Source organism: Streptomyces sp. M41(2017) (assembly GCF_002078175.1).
Lineage (GTDB): Bacteria > Actinomycetota > Actinomycetes > Streptomycetales > Streptomycetaceae > Streptomyces.
The window spans coordinates 5,326,405-5,344,868 of the sequence record NZ_MWFK01000001.1 but is presented as its reverse complement, the minus strand read 5'-3'; the positions used below and the strand labels follow the sequence as shown (position 1 = coordinate 5,344,868).

At 72.5% G+C, this 18,464-nt stretch carries 16 protein-coding genes; 11 read left to right on the top strand and 5 right to left on the bottom strand.

All coding sequences use genetic code 11. The features are described 5' to 3' along the window. Positions 1-31 precede the first annotated feature (31 nt). Together B0675_RS23345 and B0675_RS23340 are read right to left on the bottom strand one after the other, a co-directional pair. Complete coding sequence (locus B0675_RS23345) at positions 32-1,327, bottom strand: VWA domain-containing protein (RefSeq protein WP_081221958.1); 1,296 nt, start codon at positions 1,325-1,327, stop codon at positions 32-34. 71 nt (positions 1,328-1,398) lie between these two features. Beyond that, positions 1,399-2,256: a MoxR family ATPase gene (locus B0675_RS23340; RefSeq protein ID WP_081221957.1), complete on the bottom strand. Its 858-nt coding sequence runs from the start codon at positions 2,254-2,256 to the stop codon at positions 1,399-1,401. Between the two features lie 257 nt (positions 2,257-2,513). Between B0675_RS23340 and B0675_RS23335 the strand changes: the two genes are divergently transcribed. From B0675_RS23335 to B0675_RS23325, 3 genes are all read left to right on the top strand, one after another. Then, a complete protein-coding gene (locus tag B0675_RS23335; RefSeq protein WP_081220765.1) occupies positions 2,514-2,717 on the top strand; it encodes a hypothetical protein in 204 nt (67 codons plus the stop codon). 308 nt (positions 2,718-3,025) lie between these two features. Continuing rightward, complete coding sequence (locus tag B0675_RS23330) at positions 3,026-4,045, top strand: LLM class flavin-dependent oxidoreductase (RefSeq protein ID WP_081220764.1); 1,020 nt, start codon at positions 3,026-3,028, stop codon at positions 4,043-4,045. Between the two features lie 63 nt (positions 4,046-4,108). Then, entirely contained in the window at positions 4,109-5,611 is a 1,503-nt protein-coding gene (locus B0675_RS23325; protein ID WP_081220763.1) for a metallophosphoesterase, read from the top strand. A gap of 60 nt (positions 5,612-5,671) precedes the next feature. Here the strand turns inward: B0675_RS23325 and sthA are convergent, their stop codons facing one another. Further along, a complete protein-coding gene (gene sthA, locus B0675_RS23320) occupies positions 5,672-7,075 on the bottom strand; it encodes a Si-specific NAD(P)(+) transhydrogenase (protein ID WP_081220762.1) in 1,404 nt (467 codons plus the stop codon). A 215-nt stretch (positions 7,076-7,290) separates the two neighbouring features. Between sthA and B0675_RS23315 the strand changes: the two genes are divergently transcribed. Then, positions 7,291-7,764, top strand: a complete 474-nt coding sequence (locus tag B0675_RS23315; RefSeq protein WP_081220761.1) for a hypothetical protein — start codon at positions 7,291-7,293, stop codon at positions 7,762-7,764. Positions 7,765-7,971: 207 nt separating this feature from the next. After that, positions 7,972-9,873 (top strand): AMP-dependent synthetase/ligase, encoded by a 1,902-nt coding sequence (locus tag B0675_RS23310; protein WP_081220760.1) that lies wholly within the window; start codon positions 7,972-7,974, stop codon positions 9,871-9,873. A gap of 284 nt (positions 9,874-10,157) precedes the next feature. Here B0675_RS23310 and B0675_RS23305 read toward each other — a convergent pair whose 3' ends face one another. After that, positions 10,158-10,538: a DUF6629 family protein gene (locus B0675_RS23305; RefSeq protein ID WP_179165349.1), complete on the bottom strand. Its 381-nt coding sequence runs from the start codon at positions 10,536-10,538 to the stop codon at positions 10,158-10,160. 79 nt (positions 10,539-10,617) lie between these two features. On the opposite strand from B0675_RS23305, the gene B0675_RS23300 reads away from it, so the two are divergent. Then, positions 10,618-12,327 (top strand): ATP-binding cassette domain-containing protein, encoded by a 1,710-nt coding sequence (locus B0675_RS23300; protein WP_081220759.1) that lies wholly within the window; start codon positions 10,618-10,620, stop codon positions 12,325-12,327. Positions 12,328-12,459: 132 nt separating this feature from the next. Here the strand turns inward: B0675_RS23300 and B0675_RS23295 are convergent, their stop codons facing one another. Then, on the bottom strand, positions 12,460-13,968 hold the full coding sequence (locus B0675_RS23295) for an aminotransferase class V-fold PLP-dependent enzyme (RefSeq protein WP_081220758.1): 1,509 nt from the start codon (positions 13,966-13,968) through the stop codon (positions 12,460-12,462). Positions 13,969-14,136: 168 nt separating this feature from the next. On the opposite strand from B0675_RS23295, the gene B0675_RS23290 reads away from it, so the two are divergent. The 5 genes from B0675_RS23290 to B0675_RS23270 all read left to right on the top strand — a co-directional run bounded on the left by B0675_RS23290 (position 14,137) and on the right by B0675_RS23270 (position 18,432). Next, entirely contained in the window at positions 14,137-14,352 is a 216-nt protein-coding gene (locus B0675_RS23290) for a DUF4177 domain-containing protein (RefSeq protein WP_081220757.1), read from the top strand. A gap of 191 nt (positions 14,353-14,543) precedes the next feature. Continuing rightward, positions 14,544-15,353 carry a VOC family protein gene (locus B0675_RS23285; protein ID WP_081220756.1) on the top strand — a complete coding sequence of 270 codons (810 nt, stop codon included), beginning with the start codon at positions 14,544-14,546 and terminating at the stop codon, positions 15,351-15,353. A 195-nt stretch (positions 15,354-15,548) separates the two neighbouring features. Continuing rightward, complete coding sequence (locus B0675_RS23280; RefSeq protein WP_081220755.1) at positions 15,549-16,001, top strand: cyclic nucleotide-binding domain-containing protein; 453 nt, start codon at positions 15,549-15,551, stop codon at positions 15,999-16,001. 116 nt (positions 16,002-16,117) lie between these two features. Next, positions 16,118-16,933 carry an N-formylglutamate amidohydrolase gene (locus tag B0675_RS23275; protein WP_081220754.1) on the top strand — a complete coding sequence of 272 codons (816 nt, stop codon included), beginning with the start codon at positions 16,118-16,120 and terminating at the stop codon, positions 16,931-16,933. Between the two features lie 197 nt (positions 16,934-17,130). Continuing rightward, positions 17,131-18,432, top strand: a complete 1,302-nt coding sequence (locus tag B0675_RS23270) for a DUF4032 domain-containing protein (RefSeq protein ID WP_081220753.1) — start codon at positions 17,131-17,133, stop codon at positions 18,430-18,432. The last annotated feature ends 32 nt before the right edge of the window (positions 18,433-18,464 follow it).

Genomic DNA, 18,464 nt, shown 5'->3' with positions numbered 1-18,464 from the left:
CCGGCGGGCCGTGTCCACGCGGGCCCGCGGGTCAGACGGGCAGGAGGCGGCCGATCAGCGCGCTGAGCTGCTGGGCGTTGCGGCACTCGTACATCTCCACGAGTTCCGCGTAGGCGGGAGCCACGGAGTCGCCCGTGCCCCACTGCGAACGCGCCTCGGGATTCAGCCAGTAGACGCGGCGGGCCTGCCGGGTGAGCCGGCGGACCGCGGGCAGGTTCGGGTCGCTGTTGTTCGTGCGGGCGTCGCCGAGCACGAACACGGTCGTCCGGGCGCCGACCGCGCCGGAGTACCGCTCGGTGAACTCGCCGAACGGCACCCCGTAGTCGCTGCTGTCGTGCCAGCCGGTGAGCGTGGCCTCCGAATTGATCCGGGCGCTCAGCCCGTCCGGGTCGGCGGCGCCGTGCACCAGCAGCCCGGTCACCTCGTCGACCCGGTTGACGAAGGCGAAGACCCGCACCTTGCTGAACTGGTCGTGCAGCGCCTGCACCAGCAGCATCGTGAAGTCGGAGAAGCCCGAGACCGAGCCCGACACATCGCACAGCAGCACCAGTTCGGGGCGCACCGGGCGCCGTCGGCGCAGCACCGGACGCATCGGCACCCCGCCGGTGGACAACGATCCGCGCAGGGTCCGCCGCAGGTCGATGGTGCCGCGCCGGGCCCTGCGGCGGCGCGCGGCGAGCCGGGTGGCGAGCTTGCGCGCGAGCGGCTGGACGACCCTGCGCAGCTCGGCGAGGCGGTCGCGGCCCGCGAACAGGAAGTCGACGCGGTCGGCGGTCGTGGCCACCGCGCGCCGGGCGATCTCGTCACGGTCGCGCCGCTCGGCGACCCGGCGGCGCGCCTCCGAGGCCACCAGCCGGCGGAACGCCTCGATGCGCCCCCTGATCTCGTCCTCCAGCAGCCGGTCGGTGAATCCCGGCGCCCCGCCCTCCGAGCGGACCGTGTCCCGTACCCGGGCCATCAGCGTCTGCGGACGGAGCCGGTCGAGCGTCTGGTACGACGACCAGCCGTCCGTGGCGGTCGTGCCGCCGTATCCGCCGAAGCCCTCGACCGCCTCCATCGCCAGCCGTGCCATGAGCGCACGGTCGTCGTCGGCCAGCGCTGCGGCGAGCCGGTTCCGCAGGTCATCGCGGTCCGCGGGCGCCGGGGCGTCGGGGGCTCCGACGCCCCGGGGGAAGTAGACGTCGAAGACGGGGTCGAACACCCGCCGCTGTCCCGGGTTGTGCAGGAGCGTGGCCGCGAGTCCCTCCCGGAGCAGGTCGCGGTCCGCGAGGCCGAGCGCCTCGACGGCCTGCGCGGCGTCCACGGTCTCCCCGGTGCCGATCCGCATGCCGTGCGAGCGCAGCGCGCCGACCAGTCCGGTCAGCCGGTCCGCGACACCGGCCGCCGGGCCGGCGCCGGTCACACGGCACCCAGGTCGAGCTTGGCCGCCGCCTTCAGGATGTCGTCCTGGTGCTTGAGGAGCACGCCGAGGCTGTCGCGCACGACGTCCTCGTCGAGGGTGTCGGCGCCCAGGGCGAGCAACGTGCGGGCCCAGTCGATGGTTTCGGCGACGGACGGGACCTTGCGCAGGTCCATCTCGCGCAGCGCGCCCACGACCCGCACCACCGACTCCGTGAGCGTCCGGTCGAGGCCGGGCACCTTCAACCGGACGATACGGCGTTCCAGTTCCTCGTCGGGGAAGCCGATGTGCAGGAACAGGCAGCGGCGGCGCAGCGCCTCGGACAGTTCACGGCTCGCGTTCGAGGTGAGCACCACGAAGGGCCGGCTGGTCGCGGCGATGGTGCCCAGCTCCGGAACCGTCACCTGGAAGTCGCTGAGCACTTCGAGGAGCAGTCCCTCGACCTCGACGTCGGCCTTGTCCGTCTCGTCGATCAGCAGAACCTTCGGATCGTCCCCGCGGATGGCGGTCAGCAGGGGACGCGGCAGGAGGAACTCCTCGCTGAAGATGTCCGTCCGCGTCTCGTCCCAGCTCTCGTCGCGCCCGGCGCTGATGCGCAGCAGTTGCTTGGCGTGGTTCCACTCGTACAGCGCCCGGGACTCGTCGACGCCCTCGTAGCACTGGAGGCGCACCAGCCGGGCCCCGGCCACCTGGGCGACGGCCTTGGCCAGCTCCGTCTTGCCGACTCCGGCGGGGCCCTCCACGAGGAGGGGCTTACCGAGCCGGTCGGCCAGGAAGACCGTCGTCGCGACGGCGGGCGAGGCGAGATAGCCCGTCCCGGCGAGGCGTGCGGAGACGTCGTCGACGGATGTGAACAGCAACGGTGCCTCCAGCGCGCGGACGAGCTCGGACTCACTATCTAAGCGCTTGTTCACGTCACCTGTCACGTGTGACGACGCCCACGGTCCAGCGGGCCCGGCCCCTCGTGGAGGAGGGCGCGGTGCGGACGATTCGAGCACCGTCGAATCATGTGGCGTCGGGGTGGACCCGTATGTCATCAAGGAGGCGGGGCCGCCGCGGCCCACCCGAGGCGAACCGCGCCGAGGGGCGCCCGGCTCGTCTCGGGGAGATCGTCATGGGTCTGCGCAAACGTGGTATCGCCGCGGTGTTCGTCGCCGCGGCCGCTTTCACCGCCGTCGGCCCGCGGGCCGTCGCGGTCCCGATGCCCTGGGAGACGAGCCGGGTTCCGGCCGTCGCGCCGCAGGGGGACCGGCCGACGGCCGGTGCCGACGGGACCGACAGGGTCACACCGCTGTGCGGCCCCCCCTGCTACCAGTAGCGGCGGGCGCACACCGCCCGCCCCCCGGATCCGGCTCACCTCGCCCCTCTGCGGGGTGACGCGGGCCGGCGCAGAGGTCTGGCCCGTCACCACGGGGGGAGTGACGGGCCAGACCCTGCGTCCACGGTCCCACGCGCGACGGGTCTCGCGCAGTCCCTTCGCCAAGTCCCGTGCCGGACGACCGCTCCTCGTCCGTGCCGGAGCGCCGTGAGCTGCCGGGCCCTCCGGGCGTTCCACGGTGATCGCCTGCGACAATCGGCGGTAGCGCTGGTGTTCGGCAGACCGTGCCGCGACCGTTGGAGGAGCCCGTGCCCCTGCCCTCACGTCCCTTGCGGAAGCTGGGCTTCCTGACCATCGGGCTGTTCGACGCGAACGACCCCGGGCGGGGCCACGAGTCGACGCTGGAGATCATCGAACTGGGCGAACGGCTCGGCTTCGACAGCGCCTGGCTGCGGCACCGCCACCTCCAGTACGGCATCTCCTCGCCCGTCGCCGTCCTGGCCGCCGCCTCGCAGCGCACCCGCCGTATCGAGCTGGGGACGGCCGTCACCCCGGTGGGCTGGGAGAACCCACTGCGGCTGGCCGAGGACCTGGCCACCGTGGACGTGCTGTCCGGGGGCCGCCTCAACCCGGGCGTCAGCGTCGGCCCGCCCCTGCACTACGAGCAGGTGAAGCACGCGCTCCACCCGGACACCGCCGCGTCGGAGGACTTCGGCTACGCGCGGGTGGAGCGGCTGCTGGACTTCGTGCGGGGCAAGCCGGCCACCGACTTCAGCGGGGTGGAGGGCTTCGAGGTGTTCTCCGACCGCGTGCAGCCGCACTCCCCCGGCCTGGGCGGCCGGATGTGGTACGGCGGAGGCAGCCTGCGGTCCGCGCGGTGGGCGGGCGAACACGGCATGAACTTCCTGACCAGCAGCGTCGTGAAGGCCGAGGAGTCCGAGGCCTTCGCCGAGATCCAGCTCAGCCACGTCCGGGCGTTCCGCTCCGCCCACCCGGACGGCGACCGGGCCCGGGTCTCCCAGGGCCTCGTCGTGATCCCGACGGACGGCGCCACACCGGCGCAGCGGGAGAGGTACGAGGAGTACGCCCGCGAGCGGCTGCCGCGCACGACGACGCCGCAGGGTCCGGCCCGCATGATGTTCGCGCCGGACATCGTCGGGACGTCCGAGCGGATCGCCGAACAGCTCTACGCCCAGGCCGCGTTCCAGGAGATCGACGAGGTCGCGTTCGCACTGCCGTTCACCTTCGCCCACGAGGACTACGTGCAGATCCTCACCGACATCGCCACGAAGCTCGGCCCCGCGCTCGGCTGGCGTCCGGCTGCCTGAGCCCGGCGCGGAGCGGCGACCCCTGGTCCGGGTGCGCGGAAGATCGGTTGTTACCGTGCACCCGTGGCTCACTCTTCACGCGACACGGCAGAAGGCGCAGGCTGGGGAAACGCTCAACTCGGGACCTACAAAGGGCTGATGCCCGCCCGGGTGGAGAAGCTCTCCTGGCTCGATCCGAGGACGCTGTGGCCTGCTCGCAACGGCGTGCTGGCCTCGTGGTTCGGGGATCCGACGGGCCGGACCCGGCGTCGTTGGGTGGAGCAGCGGGTGGCCGCGGGCGCACCCGCCGACGCGGTCGTCCGCCGCACGGACTCCGACCACTTCTCGTTCATGGTCATCGGCGACACCGGTGAAGGCGACGATCCTCAGTACGCCGTCGTGCCGGGCTTTCTGAAGGCCGGTCAGGGGACGGACTTCGCCGTTCTGGCCAGTGACGTGATCTATCCGGTGGGCAGCACCGGGGACTACGGCACGAAGTTCTTCCGCCCGTACCGGGACTACCCGGCGCCCATCTACGCGATACCCGGCAACCACGACTGGTACGAGGACCTGCAGGGCTTCATGCGGGTCTTCTGCGAGGCGCCGCCGCTGACTCCGGAGGCGCGTCCCCGTCCGCTGACCCGGGCCTGGTTCAGATCGCTGCTCTGGCACTCGCCGGGTGCGGCCGACGAACAACGCCTGGCCGAGGCGAGGGCGTTGCGCTCCGAACCGTCCCAACAGGCCGTCCAGCCGGGGCCGTACTGGGCCATCGACGCCGGACCCCTGCGGATCATCGGGATCGACACGGGCCTGCTGGGGACCATCGACGCCGAGCAGGGCCGCTGGCTGCGCGAGGTGTCGCGGGGCGAGCGGCCCAAGATCCTGGTGACCGGGTCCCCGCTGTACGTCGACGGCGAGCACCACCCCTGCGCCATCGAGGGCGGCGGCACGGTCGACGCCATCGTGCGCGACCCGGAGCACCACTATGTCGCCGCGATCGGCGGCGACATCCACAACTACCAGCGGTATCCGGTACGGGTGGACGGCGGCCGCACCATCCAGTACGTCGTCGCCGGTGGCGGCGGGGCGTTCATGCACGCCACGCACACCGTCCCCCGGGTCTCCGTCGCCGACGTCACCGAGGAGGAGTTCCGCTGCTACCCGCTGCGCGGCGACTCCCTGGCCTTCTACAGCAGACTGTACGGGCGCCGGCTGCGGATGCCCCGCTTCTTCACGCTCACCGAGGCCGAGGCCACGGCGGTGATCGCCGAGCGGCTCGGCGTCCCTCCGACCCGCACGCAGGGTGAGCCCGTCCGCCTCACCCGCCGCATCCGTGTCGTCGCCAGTCTCCTCGGGGCAGGCCGGCGCCCCGACCGGAACGCGCACTTCCGGCTCCCGGTCCGCAAGACGTACACGCAGTTGTTCTCGCCGGGCTCGGCGACGTACAGCCCGCCGTTCTTCAAGTGCTTCCTGCGGCTGGACGTGACACCGTCCGCGGTGCATCTGCGCTGCCACTCCGCCACGGGCACCCTCGACCACGAGATCGATCCGCCCGTCGAGGACGAGGTGACCATCCCGTTGCCCTGACACCGCTCGCGGACCGGGTCCGGCCCGCACGGGGCCGGACCCGGTCCGTCGCGGCCGCGGTCAGTCCCGGAGGCGGTCGATCTGACGGATCTTGTTGGTCGCGTCCAGTGCGGCCACCTTGTAGGACTCGGCGAGGGTCGGGTAGTTGAAGACCGCGTCGACCAGGTAGTCGACCGTGCCGCCGCAGCCCATCACGGACTGGCCGATATGGATCAGTTCGGTCGCTCCGGTGCCGAAGCAGTGGACACCGAGGAGCTTGCGGTCGTCGGGCGAGACCAGCAGTTTCAGCATGCCGTGCGAGTCGCCGATGATCTGTCCGCGGGCCAGCTCCCGGTACCGGGACACACCCACCTCGAAGGGCACGCAGTCCTCGGTGAGCTGGTCCTCCGTCTTCCCGATGAAGCTGATCTCGGGAATGGTGTAGATGCCGATCGGCTGGAGGTCGTGCATCCGGTTCACCGGCTCACCACAGGCGTGGTAGGCCGCCGTACGCCCCTGCTCCATCGAGGTCGCGGCGAGCGCCGGGAAGCCGATGACGTCGCCGACGGCGTAGATGTGCGGGACCTCGGTGCGGTAGTGCTCGTCGACGGTGATCCTGCCGCGCCGGTCCGCGGACAACCCCGCCTTGTCCAGGTCGAGTTCGTCGGTGAGGCCCTGTCGGCCCGCCGAGTACATCACGGCGTCGGCGGGTATCTTCTTGCCGCTCTCCAGGACCGTGAGCGTGCCCCGGGCGTGCCGCTCGACGGCGGCGACGGTCTCGCCGAACCGGAAGGTGACGGCGAGATCCCGCAGGTGGTACTTGAGCGACTCGATCACCTCGACGTCGCAGAAGTCGAGCATCCCGGAGCGCTTCTCGACGACCGTGACCTTGGATCCGAGGGCCGCGAACATGGAGGCGTACTCCATGCCGATCACGCCCGCTCCGACGATGACCATGGAGCGCGGCACCTGCTCCAGGTTCAGCACGTTGTCCGAGTCCATGATCGTCCGCCCGTCGAACTCGACGGTGTCGGGACGTGCCGGACGCGTACCGGTGGCGATGACGATGTGGTCGGCGCTCAACAGCCTCTCGTTGCCGTTCACTTCGACCAGCGCGACGGTGTGGTCGTCCACGAAGCGGCCGGTGCCGGCGAAGAGGGCGACGTGGTTGCGGGACAGCTGACTGCGGATGACGTCGACCTCGCGGCTGACCACGTGTTCGGTGCGCGCGGTCAGGTCGGCGACGGTGATGTCCTCCTTGAGCCGGTAGCTCTGGCCGTACAGGTCCCGCTGACTGAGGCCGCTGAGGTAGAGGACCGCCTCACGCAGCGTCTTGGAGGGGATGGTCCCGGTGTGGATGGAGACCCCGCCGACCATGTCGGGGCGGTCGATGACAGCGACCCGACGGCCGAGCTTGGCTGCGGCGATGGCAGCCTTCTGGCCGCCCGGGCCGGATCCGATGACGAGCATGTCGAAGTCTGGCACCTCCGGAGTCTGTCAGCCGGAGGCCTCTCCTCGAAAGGGCGAACGGAGGATAGTTCAACGGAACACGGACACCGGGGCGGGCGTGCGGGGCTTCCCGGGGACGCCGCCGACCGGCCGACGCCCCCTCACCGTCCACCCCGGCGCCGCGCCGGGCACACCCGCCCGGAGCGCGCCATCATGGCCCGTGGGGCCGGGACCCGCTCGTGGAGGCTTGGATGCCGAGGAACGCGTTGCCGCACGTCGACGACCACACCACCGTCGTCGAGGCGGCGCCCGACGTCCTCTGGCGCGCGCTGTGCGAGGTCCTCGACCGGTCCGGCGCCCGCCCCGGCGCCACCGGTTACGCGCGGCTGGTCGGCTGTACCGACCGCGCGGCAACCGGCCCGCGTCCCCTGGCGGCGGGCTCCGCGCTCCCCGGCTTCCACGTGACCTCGGCGCTCCCCGAACGCGAACTCGTGCTGGAGGGCGGCCACCGGTTCTCCTCCTACGCCCTCCTCTTCCGCATCGAGCGGACCGGCCCGGGCCGCTCGATGCTGACGGCCGAGACCCGGGCCGTGTTCCCCGGCGCCTCGGGCGGCCTCTACCGCCGGCTCGTCGTGGGAACGGGCGGTCACACCTGGGCGACGCGACGCCTGCTGGCGTCCGTGCGCCGACGGGCGGAACGCGGCCCGCAACCGACGACGGCGTGAAATCCGTCCGCCCGATCCCGCCGGGCGCGAGGCACTCTCCGGCCGCCCTGCGCCGAAAAGAGGCCGCGCGGAGAACGAATTCGGGGTGACCGCGGTACGGCTGCCGGAACAGGGCCCGGCCGTCGCCCCGGTGGGCTACATTCGGGAACCCTCGACATCGGCGCCTCCGGGGGTGAGGTCCTGTCGAGGAGAATCCCGGAGCGGCGAATGCACCAGTCCCATCTCTCTCCATCGCCGGCCGCACGCCTGCAGGGGGGACTCGCCGACAGCCTCTACGCCGCGGCGCGGGACACCCCTGACCTTCCCCAGCTGGCCCGCCGCGCCGAAGGCCGACCGGCTTTCTGGACGCAGGTGACGGCCGCCGAGCTGTGGGACGAAGTCGTCGACGTGGCACGGGGGTTCGTGCGCTCCGGCATCCGGCCCGGGGACCGGGTGGCCATCATGTCGCGCACACGGTACGAGTGGACGGTCTTCGGCTACGCCCTGTGGTCGGTGGGCGCCGAGATCGTTCCGGTCTACCCGACGTCCTCGCACGATCAGGTCGCGTGGATCCTGCGGGACGCCCACTGCGTCGGTGTGGTGGTCGAGGACGAGCAGGGGGTCATGACCGTCGGCTCCGCGTGCGCCGCACTGCCGTTCCTGCGCCACGTCTGGCAGTTCGACGCCGGGGCGCTCGACCAGTTGGTCGAGCGCGGACGCGCGATCCCGGTGACGGCCGTCGACTCGCTGCGCAGAATCGTGCTGCCCGACTCCACCGCGGTCATCGCCTACACCTCCGGCACGACCGGACCGCCCAAGGGCTGCGCCCTCACCCACCGCAGCCTGGCCAGCCCCTGCGACACCGTCCTCGAAGGCTGGGGACACACCGCTGCGCCCCCGGGAGAACAGCCGGCCGTCCTCGCCTTCCTGCCCTTCTCGCACGCGTACGGCCTCATGGTCCAGGGCGTCTGCCTGCGCGGCGGCATCCTGATGGGACACGAGCCCGATCTGAGCGAGGAAGCGCTCTCCGAGGCCATGCTCTCCTTCCGGCCGACCTACCTGTACGCCGTCCCGTTCGTCTTCGAGAAGATCTACAAGAACTTCCTCCGCGCCTCCCAACGAGCGGGCCGCGGGGCCCTGTTCGAACGGGCCGCACGCACGGCGCAGGACTTCGCGCTCGCCGAGGAACGGCTGCGGCTGGGCACCGGTCCCGGTCCCGGCATCGATCTGAAGCTCCAGCACTCGCTCTACGAGAGGACGGTCTACCGGCGACTGCGCGGCACGCTCGGCGGCCGGGTCTGCGGCGCGGTGTCGGGCGGCTCGCCCCTGAATCGTGAACTCGCCCTGTTCTTCGCCGGAATCGGCATCCTCGTGCACGACGGGTACGGGCTCACCGAGACCAGTGGCGGGATCACCGCCCAGCCGGTCGGTCGGGAGAAGTTCGGCACGGTCGGGCGCGCGCATCCGGGCACCCAGATCCGGGTGGACGACGACGGCGAGATCCTCGTGTGGGGGCCCTCCGTGTTCCAGGGCTACGTCAACAACGAAGAGGCGACACGGGCCGCGTTCCGCAGCGGCTGGCTGGCGACCGGGGACGTCGGCCGGATCGACACCGAGGGCTATGTCACCATCACCGGCCGCAAGAAGGACATCATCATCACCAGCGGCGGCAAGAGCGTGGCGCCCGCCGCCCTGGAGGAGCGGCTGCGCGCCCACCCGCTGATCCACCAGGCCGCCGTCGTGGGCGACAACCGGCCCTGTGTGGGCGCCCTCATCACGCTGGACCCGGAGTTCGTGACGCACTGGCGCGCGTCCCGGGCCAACAGGGACACGGCGGCCCGGGACGCGCGGGAGGAGAACGAACTGCGCGAGGAGGTCAGACGTGCGGTCGCCGGGGCCAACAGCACGGTGTCCCGCGCCGAGACCATCCGGGTCTTCCGCGTCCTGGCCGAGCCGTTCGACCTGGCCAACGGGCTGCTGACGCCCTCGCTGAAACTCCGTCGGGACGCGATCGCCCAGCGGTACGCGGCCGAGATCGAGGCGATGTATCAGACGTCGTCGCGGATCCCGCGCGAGTCCGCGCTCACCGAGCCGTCGATCTGGGAGGAGTCGGACGACGTCTTCCGGTGAAAGGGGCGGGCCGCGGTACGGCCCGGGGTGTACGTGCCTCCCAGGAGGGACTTCAGGGGCGTGACACGGCTCCTGGTCGTCGGCCGGTGCGTGCTGTTCATGCGTCCACTGTGCGCCGGGGTCGGCGGCGCGACCAGACCCCTCCTGTGCGGGGGACCACCGGTCCTGGTACCGACTGCACCCCCATGACCGGGAATAGACCGTGCGTCGCTCCGGCAGGAACCGCGCACGGGTGGGGCCGGGCGTGCGCCGTCCTGCCGTACGGGTGCCCGCGCCCGTCGGCGTCAACCGCCGGTGCCGGAACGTACCGCGGCGGGCCGGTCGGCGCCCGGCCGGAAGGCGACCCACGCGAGCAGGGCCACCGAGCCGACCGCGGCGAACGCGCACCAGGTGGAGACGAACTCCAGCTCCCACAGGGCCCAGCAGATCACCGCGCCACCTCCCATGAGCGCGCCGATCAGCAGCAGGCCCCGGTCACCGGAGAGCAGCAGCGCGCCCACTGTGGCGAACAGGTAGCCCGCGATGACGAGTTCGGGCCGGTCGAGCCGGACGGCGTACCCCATGGTGTGGCCGCGGATCTCGGCCGTCACGGGGTGGGCGACGAGGGCGTACGCGAGCGCGATCCCGGCACCGGCCACCAGATCGGCCGTCGCGCTCCAGCACATCGCCGCCCTCCGAGTCCGCCGTCGCATGATCCCGTCCGGGGCCCACGCTAACCCGGCTCGCTCCTGGCATGCTGCCTCCATGCCGACACCCACGCAGCCGGGTCCGCCCGTCGCCGAGGACGGACCGGCCCCGCCGGTCGACGGTCTGCGCGTAGGTGCGCGCCGGATCTCCCAGGCGGTGCGCGGCGCCGGGCGCGTCCTGCACGACCTGTCGTTCGACGTGGCGCCGGGGCGGCTGACCGTGATCGCCGGAAGCAGCGGCGCGGGCAAGACGGTGCTGCTCCAGACGCTCGCCGGGCTGCGTCCGCCCACCGCGGGCGAGGTGCTGCACGACGGTGCCCGGCCGGGGGCGCCCGGGCCGGAGTTCGGCTTCGTGCCGCAGGAGGACATCATCCACCGCGAGCTGCCGCTGAGCCGGACGCTCCGGTACGCGGCAGGTCTGCGGATGCCGCCGGGCACGACCGCGGAGACCGTGGCCGCGGACGTGGACCGGGTCCTGGAGGCGCTGGGGCTGACCCACCGGGCCTCGACGCCGGTCCGCGCGTTGAGCGGCGGCGAGCGCAAACGGGCCTCCATCGCCGTCGAGTTGCTCACCCGGCCGCGGGTGCTCTTCCTCGACGAGCCGACCTCGGGACTCGACCCGGTCACCGGGGCGGCGCTGCTGCGGACCCTGCGCGCGCTGGCCGAGGACGGCACCACCGTCGTGCTGACCACCCACGTCCTCGCCGACCTGCTCCGCTGCGACCAGGTCGTGTTCCTCGCCCCGGGCGGACAGGTCGCGTACGCGGGTGAACCGGCCGCTCTCCGCGCGGCGTTCGGCGTCGGCACGGTCGAGGAGGTGTACGAGGCGGTGGCCGACGGCGTGCGCGTCGAGGGCACCGCCCCGGAGGAGACTCCACGAGCCGGGACGAACTCCGCTGCCCCGCGCGGCAGTCGTGTCGGTGCCCTGCGGCAGTGGGCGCTGCTTTCCCGCAGGGGAACGGCGCTGCTGCTGCACAGCAGGCTGTCGGCCGCCGTCCTGGCCGGTTCGCCGGTGATGATCGTCGCGATGTTCGCGGTGCTGTTCCGGGCCGGTGCCTTCGATCCGGCGTCGCCGGATCCGGGTTCGACCGCGATGATCATGTTCTGGATCGCGTTCGGCGCCTTCTTCTTCGGGCTGACCTACGGGCTGCTCCAGATCTGCACCGAACTGCCGGTGCTGCGCAGGGAATGGCTGGCCGGGCTGCGGATCGGCCCGTACATCGCCTCGAAACTGACCACCATGCTGCCCGCGCTAGCGGTCGCGGACGCGTTGCTGCTGGTCGTCCTGCGCGCCGTGGACCGGCTGCCTCCGGCGGGCTGGGACACGTACGGCTCGCTGTTCGTGACGAGTGTGCTGGCCTCGGCCGCCGCTCTGGCCCTCGGGCTTCTCGCGTCCGCGGCGGTGTCGGAGCCCGGTCAGGCGACCCTCATGCTGCCCCTGCTGTGTTTTCCCCAGGTGCTGTTCTCGGGGGCGTTCGTGCCGGTCCCCCGGATGACCGGTGCGGGGCAGGCCGTCAGCTGGGCCATGACGAACCGCTGGGCGTTCGAGGCGCTGGGCGGCGGCGTGGGGCTGGAGAGGCTCTGGCGCACCGGCGACTCCCCGCTCGGACCTCCGCTGCTGGCCTCCTACGGCGGCTCGTTCGGCCATCCGGCGGCCCGCGGCTGGCTGATCCTGGCCGGGTTCGCGCTGCTGTTCACGACCCTGGCGTGGGCCGTTCTGGTCCGCCGGTGCCGCGAGGGAGCCGTCCGCAGCCGGGACGGCCGGTGAACGCGCGCCGGGCAGCGGCCCGGCGCGGACACCCGGGCGGCCGCGAACACCTGGGACAACCACCAACGGGGCTCGTTCCGGAGGGGAGTTGCGTCTCCACCGTCCCGAGCCCGACCGGCGCGCCCTCCGGAGTCAGCACCCCGTCCGCGCCGCCAGGCCCGTGCTGCCCGGCACGCGGTCGCGGTAGGTCTCCACGACGAAGGCCAGGAAGGTCGCGATGTCGGCGGGCTGGGAGGACACCCCGACCGACACGCGGACGGCTCCGGCGGAGGGGAGTTGGAGGAGATCCAGGTACTCCTCCAGGGAGCGGGGCCGTCCGCGTGCCGCCGTGTGGAGCCGGCGCAGCGGCAGGGCGAACGCCGCCTCGCCGGCGCCCGGGTTGCAGAAGCAGCCGGTGCGCAGGGAGATGCCCCGCGCGGCGCTGTCCCGGGTGACGACCCGCTCGTCGACGACGGCGCCGTCCGCTCCGAGCAGGTTCAGGGCGACCGTGCCGCCGCGGTCGGTGGCGGCGGTGTCGTCGGGCCCGTACACCCGGACCATCGGGGATCCGTCACTGTGCCGCAACGCCCGCAGTCCGTTGAGGAGTTGGCCGGTCAAGGCGGTGACGTGGGCGTGCACCCGGTCCATCCCGACGTCCGCGATCCAGCGCAGTCCCGCCGTCACGTCGGGCACGGAGAGGAAGTTGACCGTGCCGTCCTCGAAGGCCGCCTCGTCGTCGGCGAGGACGTGCCACTGCGCCTGGGCGCTGACCGCGTAGATGGTGCCGCCCGAGAACCAGGGCCGACGGAGCCGGGAGAGCGCCTCGCGGCGCGCTATCAGGCTGCCGATCCCCGTCGGGTGCCCGAACACCTTGTACCAGCTGACCACCGTGAAGTCCGGGTGGTACGTGGAGAGATCGAGGCGGTTGGCCGGTACGAAGGCGGCCGCGTCGAGCAGGACGTCGTACCCCTGCTGCTGCGCGCGCTCGATCCAGTCCAGGGAGTGCTGGACGCCGGTGAAGTTGCTCTGGGCCGGGTAGGCCAGCAGTCCCCGGCGGCCGGTGGCGCCGCTCGCCGCGCGGCACGGGCCGAGGCGCCCGCGTAACAGGCCGCTTCCGGCGCGCGCCAGGATCCCCCGGCCCGGTGCGGACAGGGCCGCGAGCAGCCGCTCCTGATCCATCTGGAGGCCGCTTCCGCTCACCGGCACGTAGGCCGTGGTGGCGCCGCGCGCCCGCGCGTACTCGCGCAGTCCGTTGACGGAGTTGTGGTTGTCGAGCGACATGACGAGGCGGTTGCCGCGGGTGAACGGGTAGGCCTCGCCGACCAGGCGCAGGGCCCCCGTCGCGTTGGGTGTGAAGACGACCGCGTACTCGGCGGGGTCGGCGTCGAAGTGGCGCAGGACGGCTCGGCGCGCCTCCGAGAGCAGGAGGCCCGAGGCGCGGGATGCCGGGCTCCCGGAGTGCGGGTTGCCGAACAGGCCGCCGGTGATCCGCTCCGCGCTGCCGGTGACGAGGGAGCGCGGCGGCAGTCCGGCGCCCGTGTGGTCGAGGTAGGTGTGGCCACCCTCGTCGAGGTAGCCGAACTCACGCGCGCGCAGGTCCGCGAAGCTCGCGGGCCGGTCCACCGTTCCCGGTACGGAACCTTCCGCGGGTGCCTTGTCCATCGCTGTCCCCCTCCGCCCGGCCGGACGGGGACGCGGGCCACCGACCGGCACTTCATGAAGTTTCAACAAAGCTCTGTGTACGGTCCGGTTCGTCCCTGTGCCGGGCCCGCGATCGGTGGTTGGGTGGTCCCGGCCATGCCATCCAACACGCAGGAGAGCCCCGCAGCCATGAGCAACCCCTATACCTACGAGTACAAGGTCGTCACCTTCCGTGAGTCGCTGATCGGCGACGCGCTGGACAGCGGCAAGCTGGAGAAGGTCCTGAACAAGCACGCCGAGGACGGCTGGGCGCTCAAGGCGATCACCTCCGCCGACGTCAAGGGGCGCATAGGTCCCGGCGCCGTCGAGGGTCTGCTGCTCACCCTGGAGCGGCCGCGCGGCTGACTCCGCGCCGTGCGGGGAGCGCCGAGCCGGGAGATGCTGGAGCCGATGGGACAGCGGATCCGCAGGTGCTACTGAGCCGTCGGAGGCCTTCCGGCACGGAGGGCCCCCGACGGCTGGGCGACGTCCGGTTCCGGGCGAGGGCCCGGCACCCCCCGCGACCGCTGCCGGCCAGACGTCAGGACGGTCACTCGATGCAGAGCGATGGAACACTCACCCCCGATGTCGTCACCAGCAGTTCGGTGTCCGGAGCACCGTGCTGGGTCAGCCTGACCACCCGCGACCTGAAGGAAGCCCAGGGCTTCTACACCGCGGTCCTCGGCTGGCACTGGTCCTCGGCCACCAGGATGGGGGACGGGTACCGGGTCGCCCGGGCGAACGGCATCCCGGTCGCCGGTGTCTCGGAGGTCGACTTCGTGGCGCGGACCGCGGTCGCCTGGATCCCGTACTTCGCCGTGGCCTCGGCGGACGAGACGGTGGCCCGCAGCCAGGAGCGCGGCGGCACCACCGCCGTGGGACCGATCTCGCTCCCGCCGGGCCGGGCCGCGCTGCTGGCGGACCGCGACGGCGCGGTCTTCGGCATCTGGGAGGGCCAGCTCGTCACCGGCTGGGAGCGCTGGCGGGAGGCGGCACCGTCGTACGTACGGCTGCACACCCGGGACGCCTTCGACGCGGCCATCTTCTACGGGGAGGTCCTGCGGTGGGCGTCCGCGGCCCCCGGCGGCTGCGAGGTGCACTACGAGGGCAACGAGGTCGTGCTGCGCAGCGGCGACGACGTGGTGGCCCGGATCTACTCCGGAGCGGTCGAGTCCGGCCCCGATCCGACGGTCCGGCCGCACTGGCAGGTCCACTTCGCGGTGGACGACGTCGAGGCCTGCGTCCGCGCGGCCCGCGACCACGGCGGCACCGCCCACCAGCAGGGCTTCGGCTCGATGGAGGCGATCCTCACCGACCCGGACGGGGCGCGCTTCACCGTGACCTCCCGGGACCGGGCCGCCGGATGACCCGGCCGGACGCCGACGCCGCCTGACGTGACGGGCCGCCTCCCTGCCGGGCGCCCGCCCCCTCCCGAGAATCCGCACCCCCTACGACGCGACGGATTACTCCGTTCGGGCTCCAATGGAAGGTGACGGGATACCACCGGAACGACAGGCGCCGCCGACCCCCGCGGTTTCGCGGCGGCCCGATGGAGGTCCGCGATGCCCACTGCTCTCCGGCTCCTGCCCGCCCTCTCCCCCGAGCACCGCGAACGGCTCATGGGGGTGGCGCGCGAGGTCTCCTTCCCCGCCGACGGGCCGATCTTCGAGGCGGGCGGCACCGCCGACCGCTTCTGGGTGGTCCGCTCCGGGACGGTGTCCCTGTACCAGCGGGTCATCGCCGAACGCCGCATCACCGTGGCGCAGCTGGGCCCCGGTGACCTGCTGGGCTGGTCCTGGTTGTTCCGCCCGCACACCTGGGACTTCGGAGCGGAGGCGTTCAGCCCGGTCCGCGCCTACGAGTTCGACGCCACCGAGGTACGGGCCCTGTGCGACCAGGACCCGACGCTGGAGCTGTCGCTGACCCGGACCATCGGCGCCATCCTGGCGAACCGCCTGGAGACCACCCGGGCGGCCCTCATCGAGCACTACGCTCGCCACGGCGGCAGCGGCTAGGAGACCCGCGGGCCGGCCGGCCGGGGCTCCCCCGAGGTGTCCGTCGGCCGCCCGCGACCGGAGCACCTGCCCCGCCTCCACGCGACGGAGCGGCCGGGCTGGGATAGGAAGTCCGTATGGACGACACTCTCGACTCCGCGGCCTCCCCCGACTCCTTCGAGCTGCTGCCCGGCGCGGTCCACTCGCCCGTGATCCTGCACGTTCCGCACTCCGCCCGGGAGATCCCGACGCCGGTCCGCGCCGGCATCGTCCTCGGCGACGCGGCGCTGGAGGGCGAGCTCGACCACATCACGGACGCGCACACCGACGAGCTGGCGGCGGCCGTGGCCGAGGGGGCCGGGCTCACCCCCTGGCGTTTCGTGAACCGGCTCTCCCGGCTCGTGGTCGACCCCGAACGGTTCCCGGACGACCGGGAGGAGATGCTGGCGGCCGGGATGGGAGCCGTCTACACCCGGACCACACACCGGGCGCCGCTGCGACCGGCCGACACCGATCCGGGTCCCCTGGTCGACCGCTACTTCCACCCGTACGCGCGGGCGATGACCGACGCGGTCGCCGGCCGGCTCGCCGCCACCGGGCGGGCCGTGGTCGTCGACATCCACTCCTACCCGACGGCCCGGCTGCCCTACGAGCTGCACGGCGACGGGCCGCGGCCGGCGGTCTGCCTCGGGACCGACCCCTTCCACACCCCGCCCGAGCTGGTCGCCCTCGCGGAGAAGGCGTTCGCGGGCCTGGGCGGGGTCGGGATCGACAGCCCCTTCTCGGGCGCCTACGTGCCCCTGCGGTACTACGAACGGGAACCGGCGGTGACGGCCCTGATGGTGGAGATCCGCAGGGACACGTACATGACCGAGCCGGGCGGCAGGCTGCGCCCCGGATTCGCGCGGCTGGTCGCGGCACTGACCATGCTCGTCGACACCGCGGGCGGGTAGCCGAAGGCATCTCCGGGTCCAACCACCCGATGTTCACGCCGCGTCGGGCACCGGAGCGTGTTGCCGGCTGGACCTGGACGGAGAGACCGCCGCGCTGTTCCCGCCGGGCGACGCCCGGCGCGTCTTCCGCCCCGGCGATCATTCGTGGATGCTGGAGCCGCAACAGCGTTCGATCATGAGGTGAGGGCGGCCCAGTCATGGCTCTGCAGATCAGCGCCACCAACCCGGAGCACCCCGCGCTCCTGCTCGAACTGCCGTGGCAGCTGCCCCTGGAGGAGTGGCCCGAACACCATCTGGTGCCGCTGCCGCGCGGCATCTCCCGGCACGTGGTGCGCTACGCGCGGGCCGGTGACGAGGTGGTGGCCGTCAAGGAACTCGCCGAGCGGCCCGCGGTGCGCGAGTACGAACTGCTCCTCGGTCTGGACCGGTTGAGGATCCCCGCCGTCGACCCGCTCGCCGTGGTCACCGGGCGTACCGACGCCGCCGGTGAGCCGCTGGAGTCCGTGCTGATCACCCGGCACCTGGGCGGCTCGCTGCCGTACCGCTCGATGTTCGAGACGACCATGCGGCCCGCCACCATGCACCGGCTGATGGACGCGCTGGCCGTCCTGCTGGTGCGGCTGCACCTGGCCGGCTTCGCCTGGGGCGACTGTTCGCTGTCGAACACCCTGTTCCGGCGCGACGCCGGCGCCTACGCCGCGTATCTCGTGGACGCCGAGACCGGAGATCTGCATCCCCAGCTCAGCAGCGGGCAGCGGGAGTACGACCTCGATCTCGCCCGGGTGAACATCAGCGGCGAACTGCTCGACCTGGAGGCGGCCGGCGCGCTGCACCCCTCGGTGGACCCGATCGAGTTCGGCACGGAGATCTGCGCCCGCTACCGGGGCCTGTGGGAGGAACTGACCCGCACCTCCGTCTATCCGGCGGGCAAGTACCACTACATCGACCGCCGTATCCGCCGGCTGAACGATCTCGGGTTCGACGTCGCCGAGATGCAGATCGCGCACTCCTCCGGCGGCGACACGGTCACGTTCGTTCCCAAGGTCGTCGACGCCGGACATCACCAGCGCCAGTTGCTGCGGCTGACCGGCCTCGACACCGAGGAGAACCAGGCCCGGCGGCTCCTGAACGACCTGGAGAGCTGGATGGCCACCCAGGACGACTACGCGCCCGCGGGCTCCGGTCACCGCACGGGCGGGGCGCCCGCCGGGTCCGCCCGGCCGGAGGTCCTCGCGCACCGCTGGGTCCGGGACGTCTTCCGGCCGACGGTCCGTGCCGTGCCGACCGGACTGCGGGGATCCATGGACCCGGCCGAGCTGTACCACGAGATCCTCGAACACCGCTGGTTCCTGTCCGAGCGCGCCCAGCACGACATCGGCCTGGACACGGCGGTCGAGGACTACGTCGGCACCATCCTCCCGAAGGCCCGGGAGCCCCTGTCGCCCCAGGTGGACGACCCCGAGCAGCCCGGCGCCCACCCCGTTCCTGAGCAAAGGTGACCGATCGTACATACGATTGGGGCTGTGTCCGC

Bases quoted from the DNA above. Each gene is read 5' to 3' on its own strand.
- B0675_RS23270 (WP_081220753.1), top strand. From the start codon at position 17,131: ATGGCTCTGCAGATCAGCGCCACCAACCCGGAGCACCCCGCGCTCCTG.
- B0675_RS23345 (WP_081221958.1), bottom strand. From the start codon at position 1,327: ATGCGGATCGGCACCGGGGAGACCGTGGACGCCGCGCAGGCCGTCGAG.
- B0675_RS23335 (WP_081220765.1), top strand. From the start codon at position 2,514: ATGGGTCTGCGCAAACGTGGTATCGCCGCGGTGTTCGTCGCCGCGGCC.
- B0675_RS23280 (WP_081220755.1), top strand. From the start codon at position 15,549: ATGCCCACTGCTCTCCGGCTCCTGCCCGCCCTCTCCCCCGAGCACCGC.
- B0675_RS23315 (WP_081220761.1), top strand. From the start codon at position 7,291: ATGCCGAGGAACGCGTTGCCGCACGTCGACGACCACACCACCGTCGTC.
- B0675_RS23275 (WP_081220754.1), top strand. From the start codon at position 16,118: ATGGACGACACTCTCGACTCCGCGGCCTCCCCCGACTCCTTCGAGCTG.
- B0675_RS23310 (WP_081220760.1), top strand. From the start codon at position 7,972: ATGCACCAGTCCCATCTCTCTCCATCGCCGGCCGCACGCCTGCAGGGG.
- B0675_RS23300 (WP_081220759.1), top strand. From the start codon at position 10,618: ATGCCGACACCCACGCAGCCGGGTCCGCCCGTCGCCGAGGACGGACCG.
- B0675_RS23290 (WP_081220757.1), top strand. From the start codon at position 14,137: ATGAGCAACCCCTATACCTACGAGTACAAGGTCGTCACCTTCCGTGAG.
- B0675_RS23285 (WP_081220756.1), top strand. From the start codon at position 14,544: ATGCAGAGCGATGGAACACTCACCCCCGATGTCGTCACCAGCAGTTCG.
- B0675_RS23295 (WP_081220758.1), bottom strand. From the start codon at position 13,968: ATGGACAAGGCACCCGCGGAAGGTTCCGTACCGGGAACGGTGGACCGG.
- B0675_RS23305 (WP_179165349.1), bottom strand. From the start codon at position 10,538: ATGTGCTGGAGCGCGACGGCCGATCTGGTGGCCGGTGCCGGGATCGCG.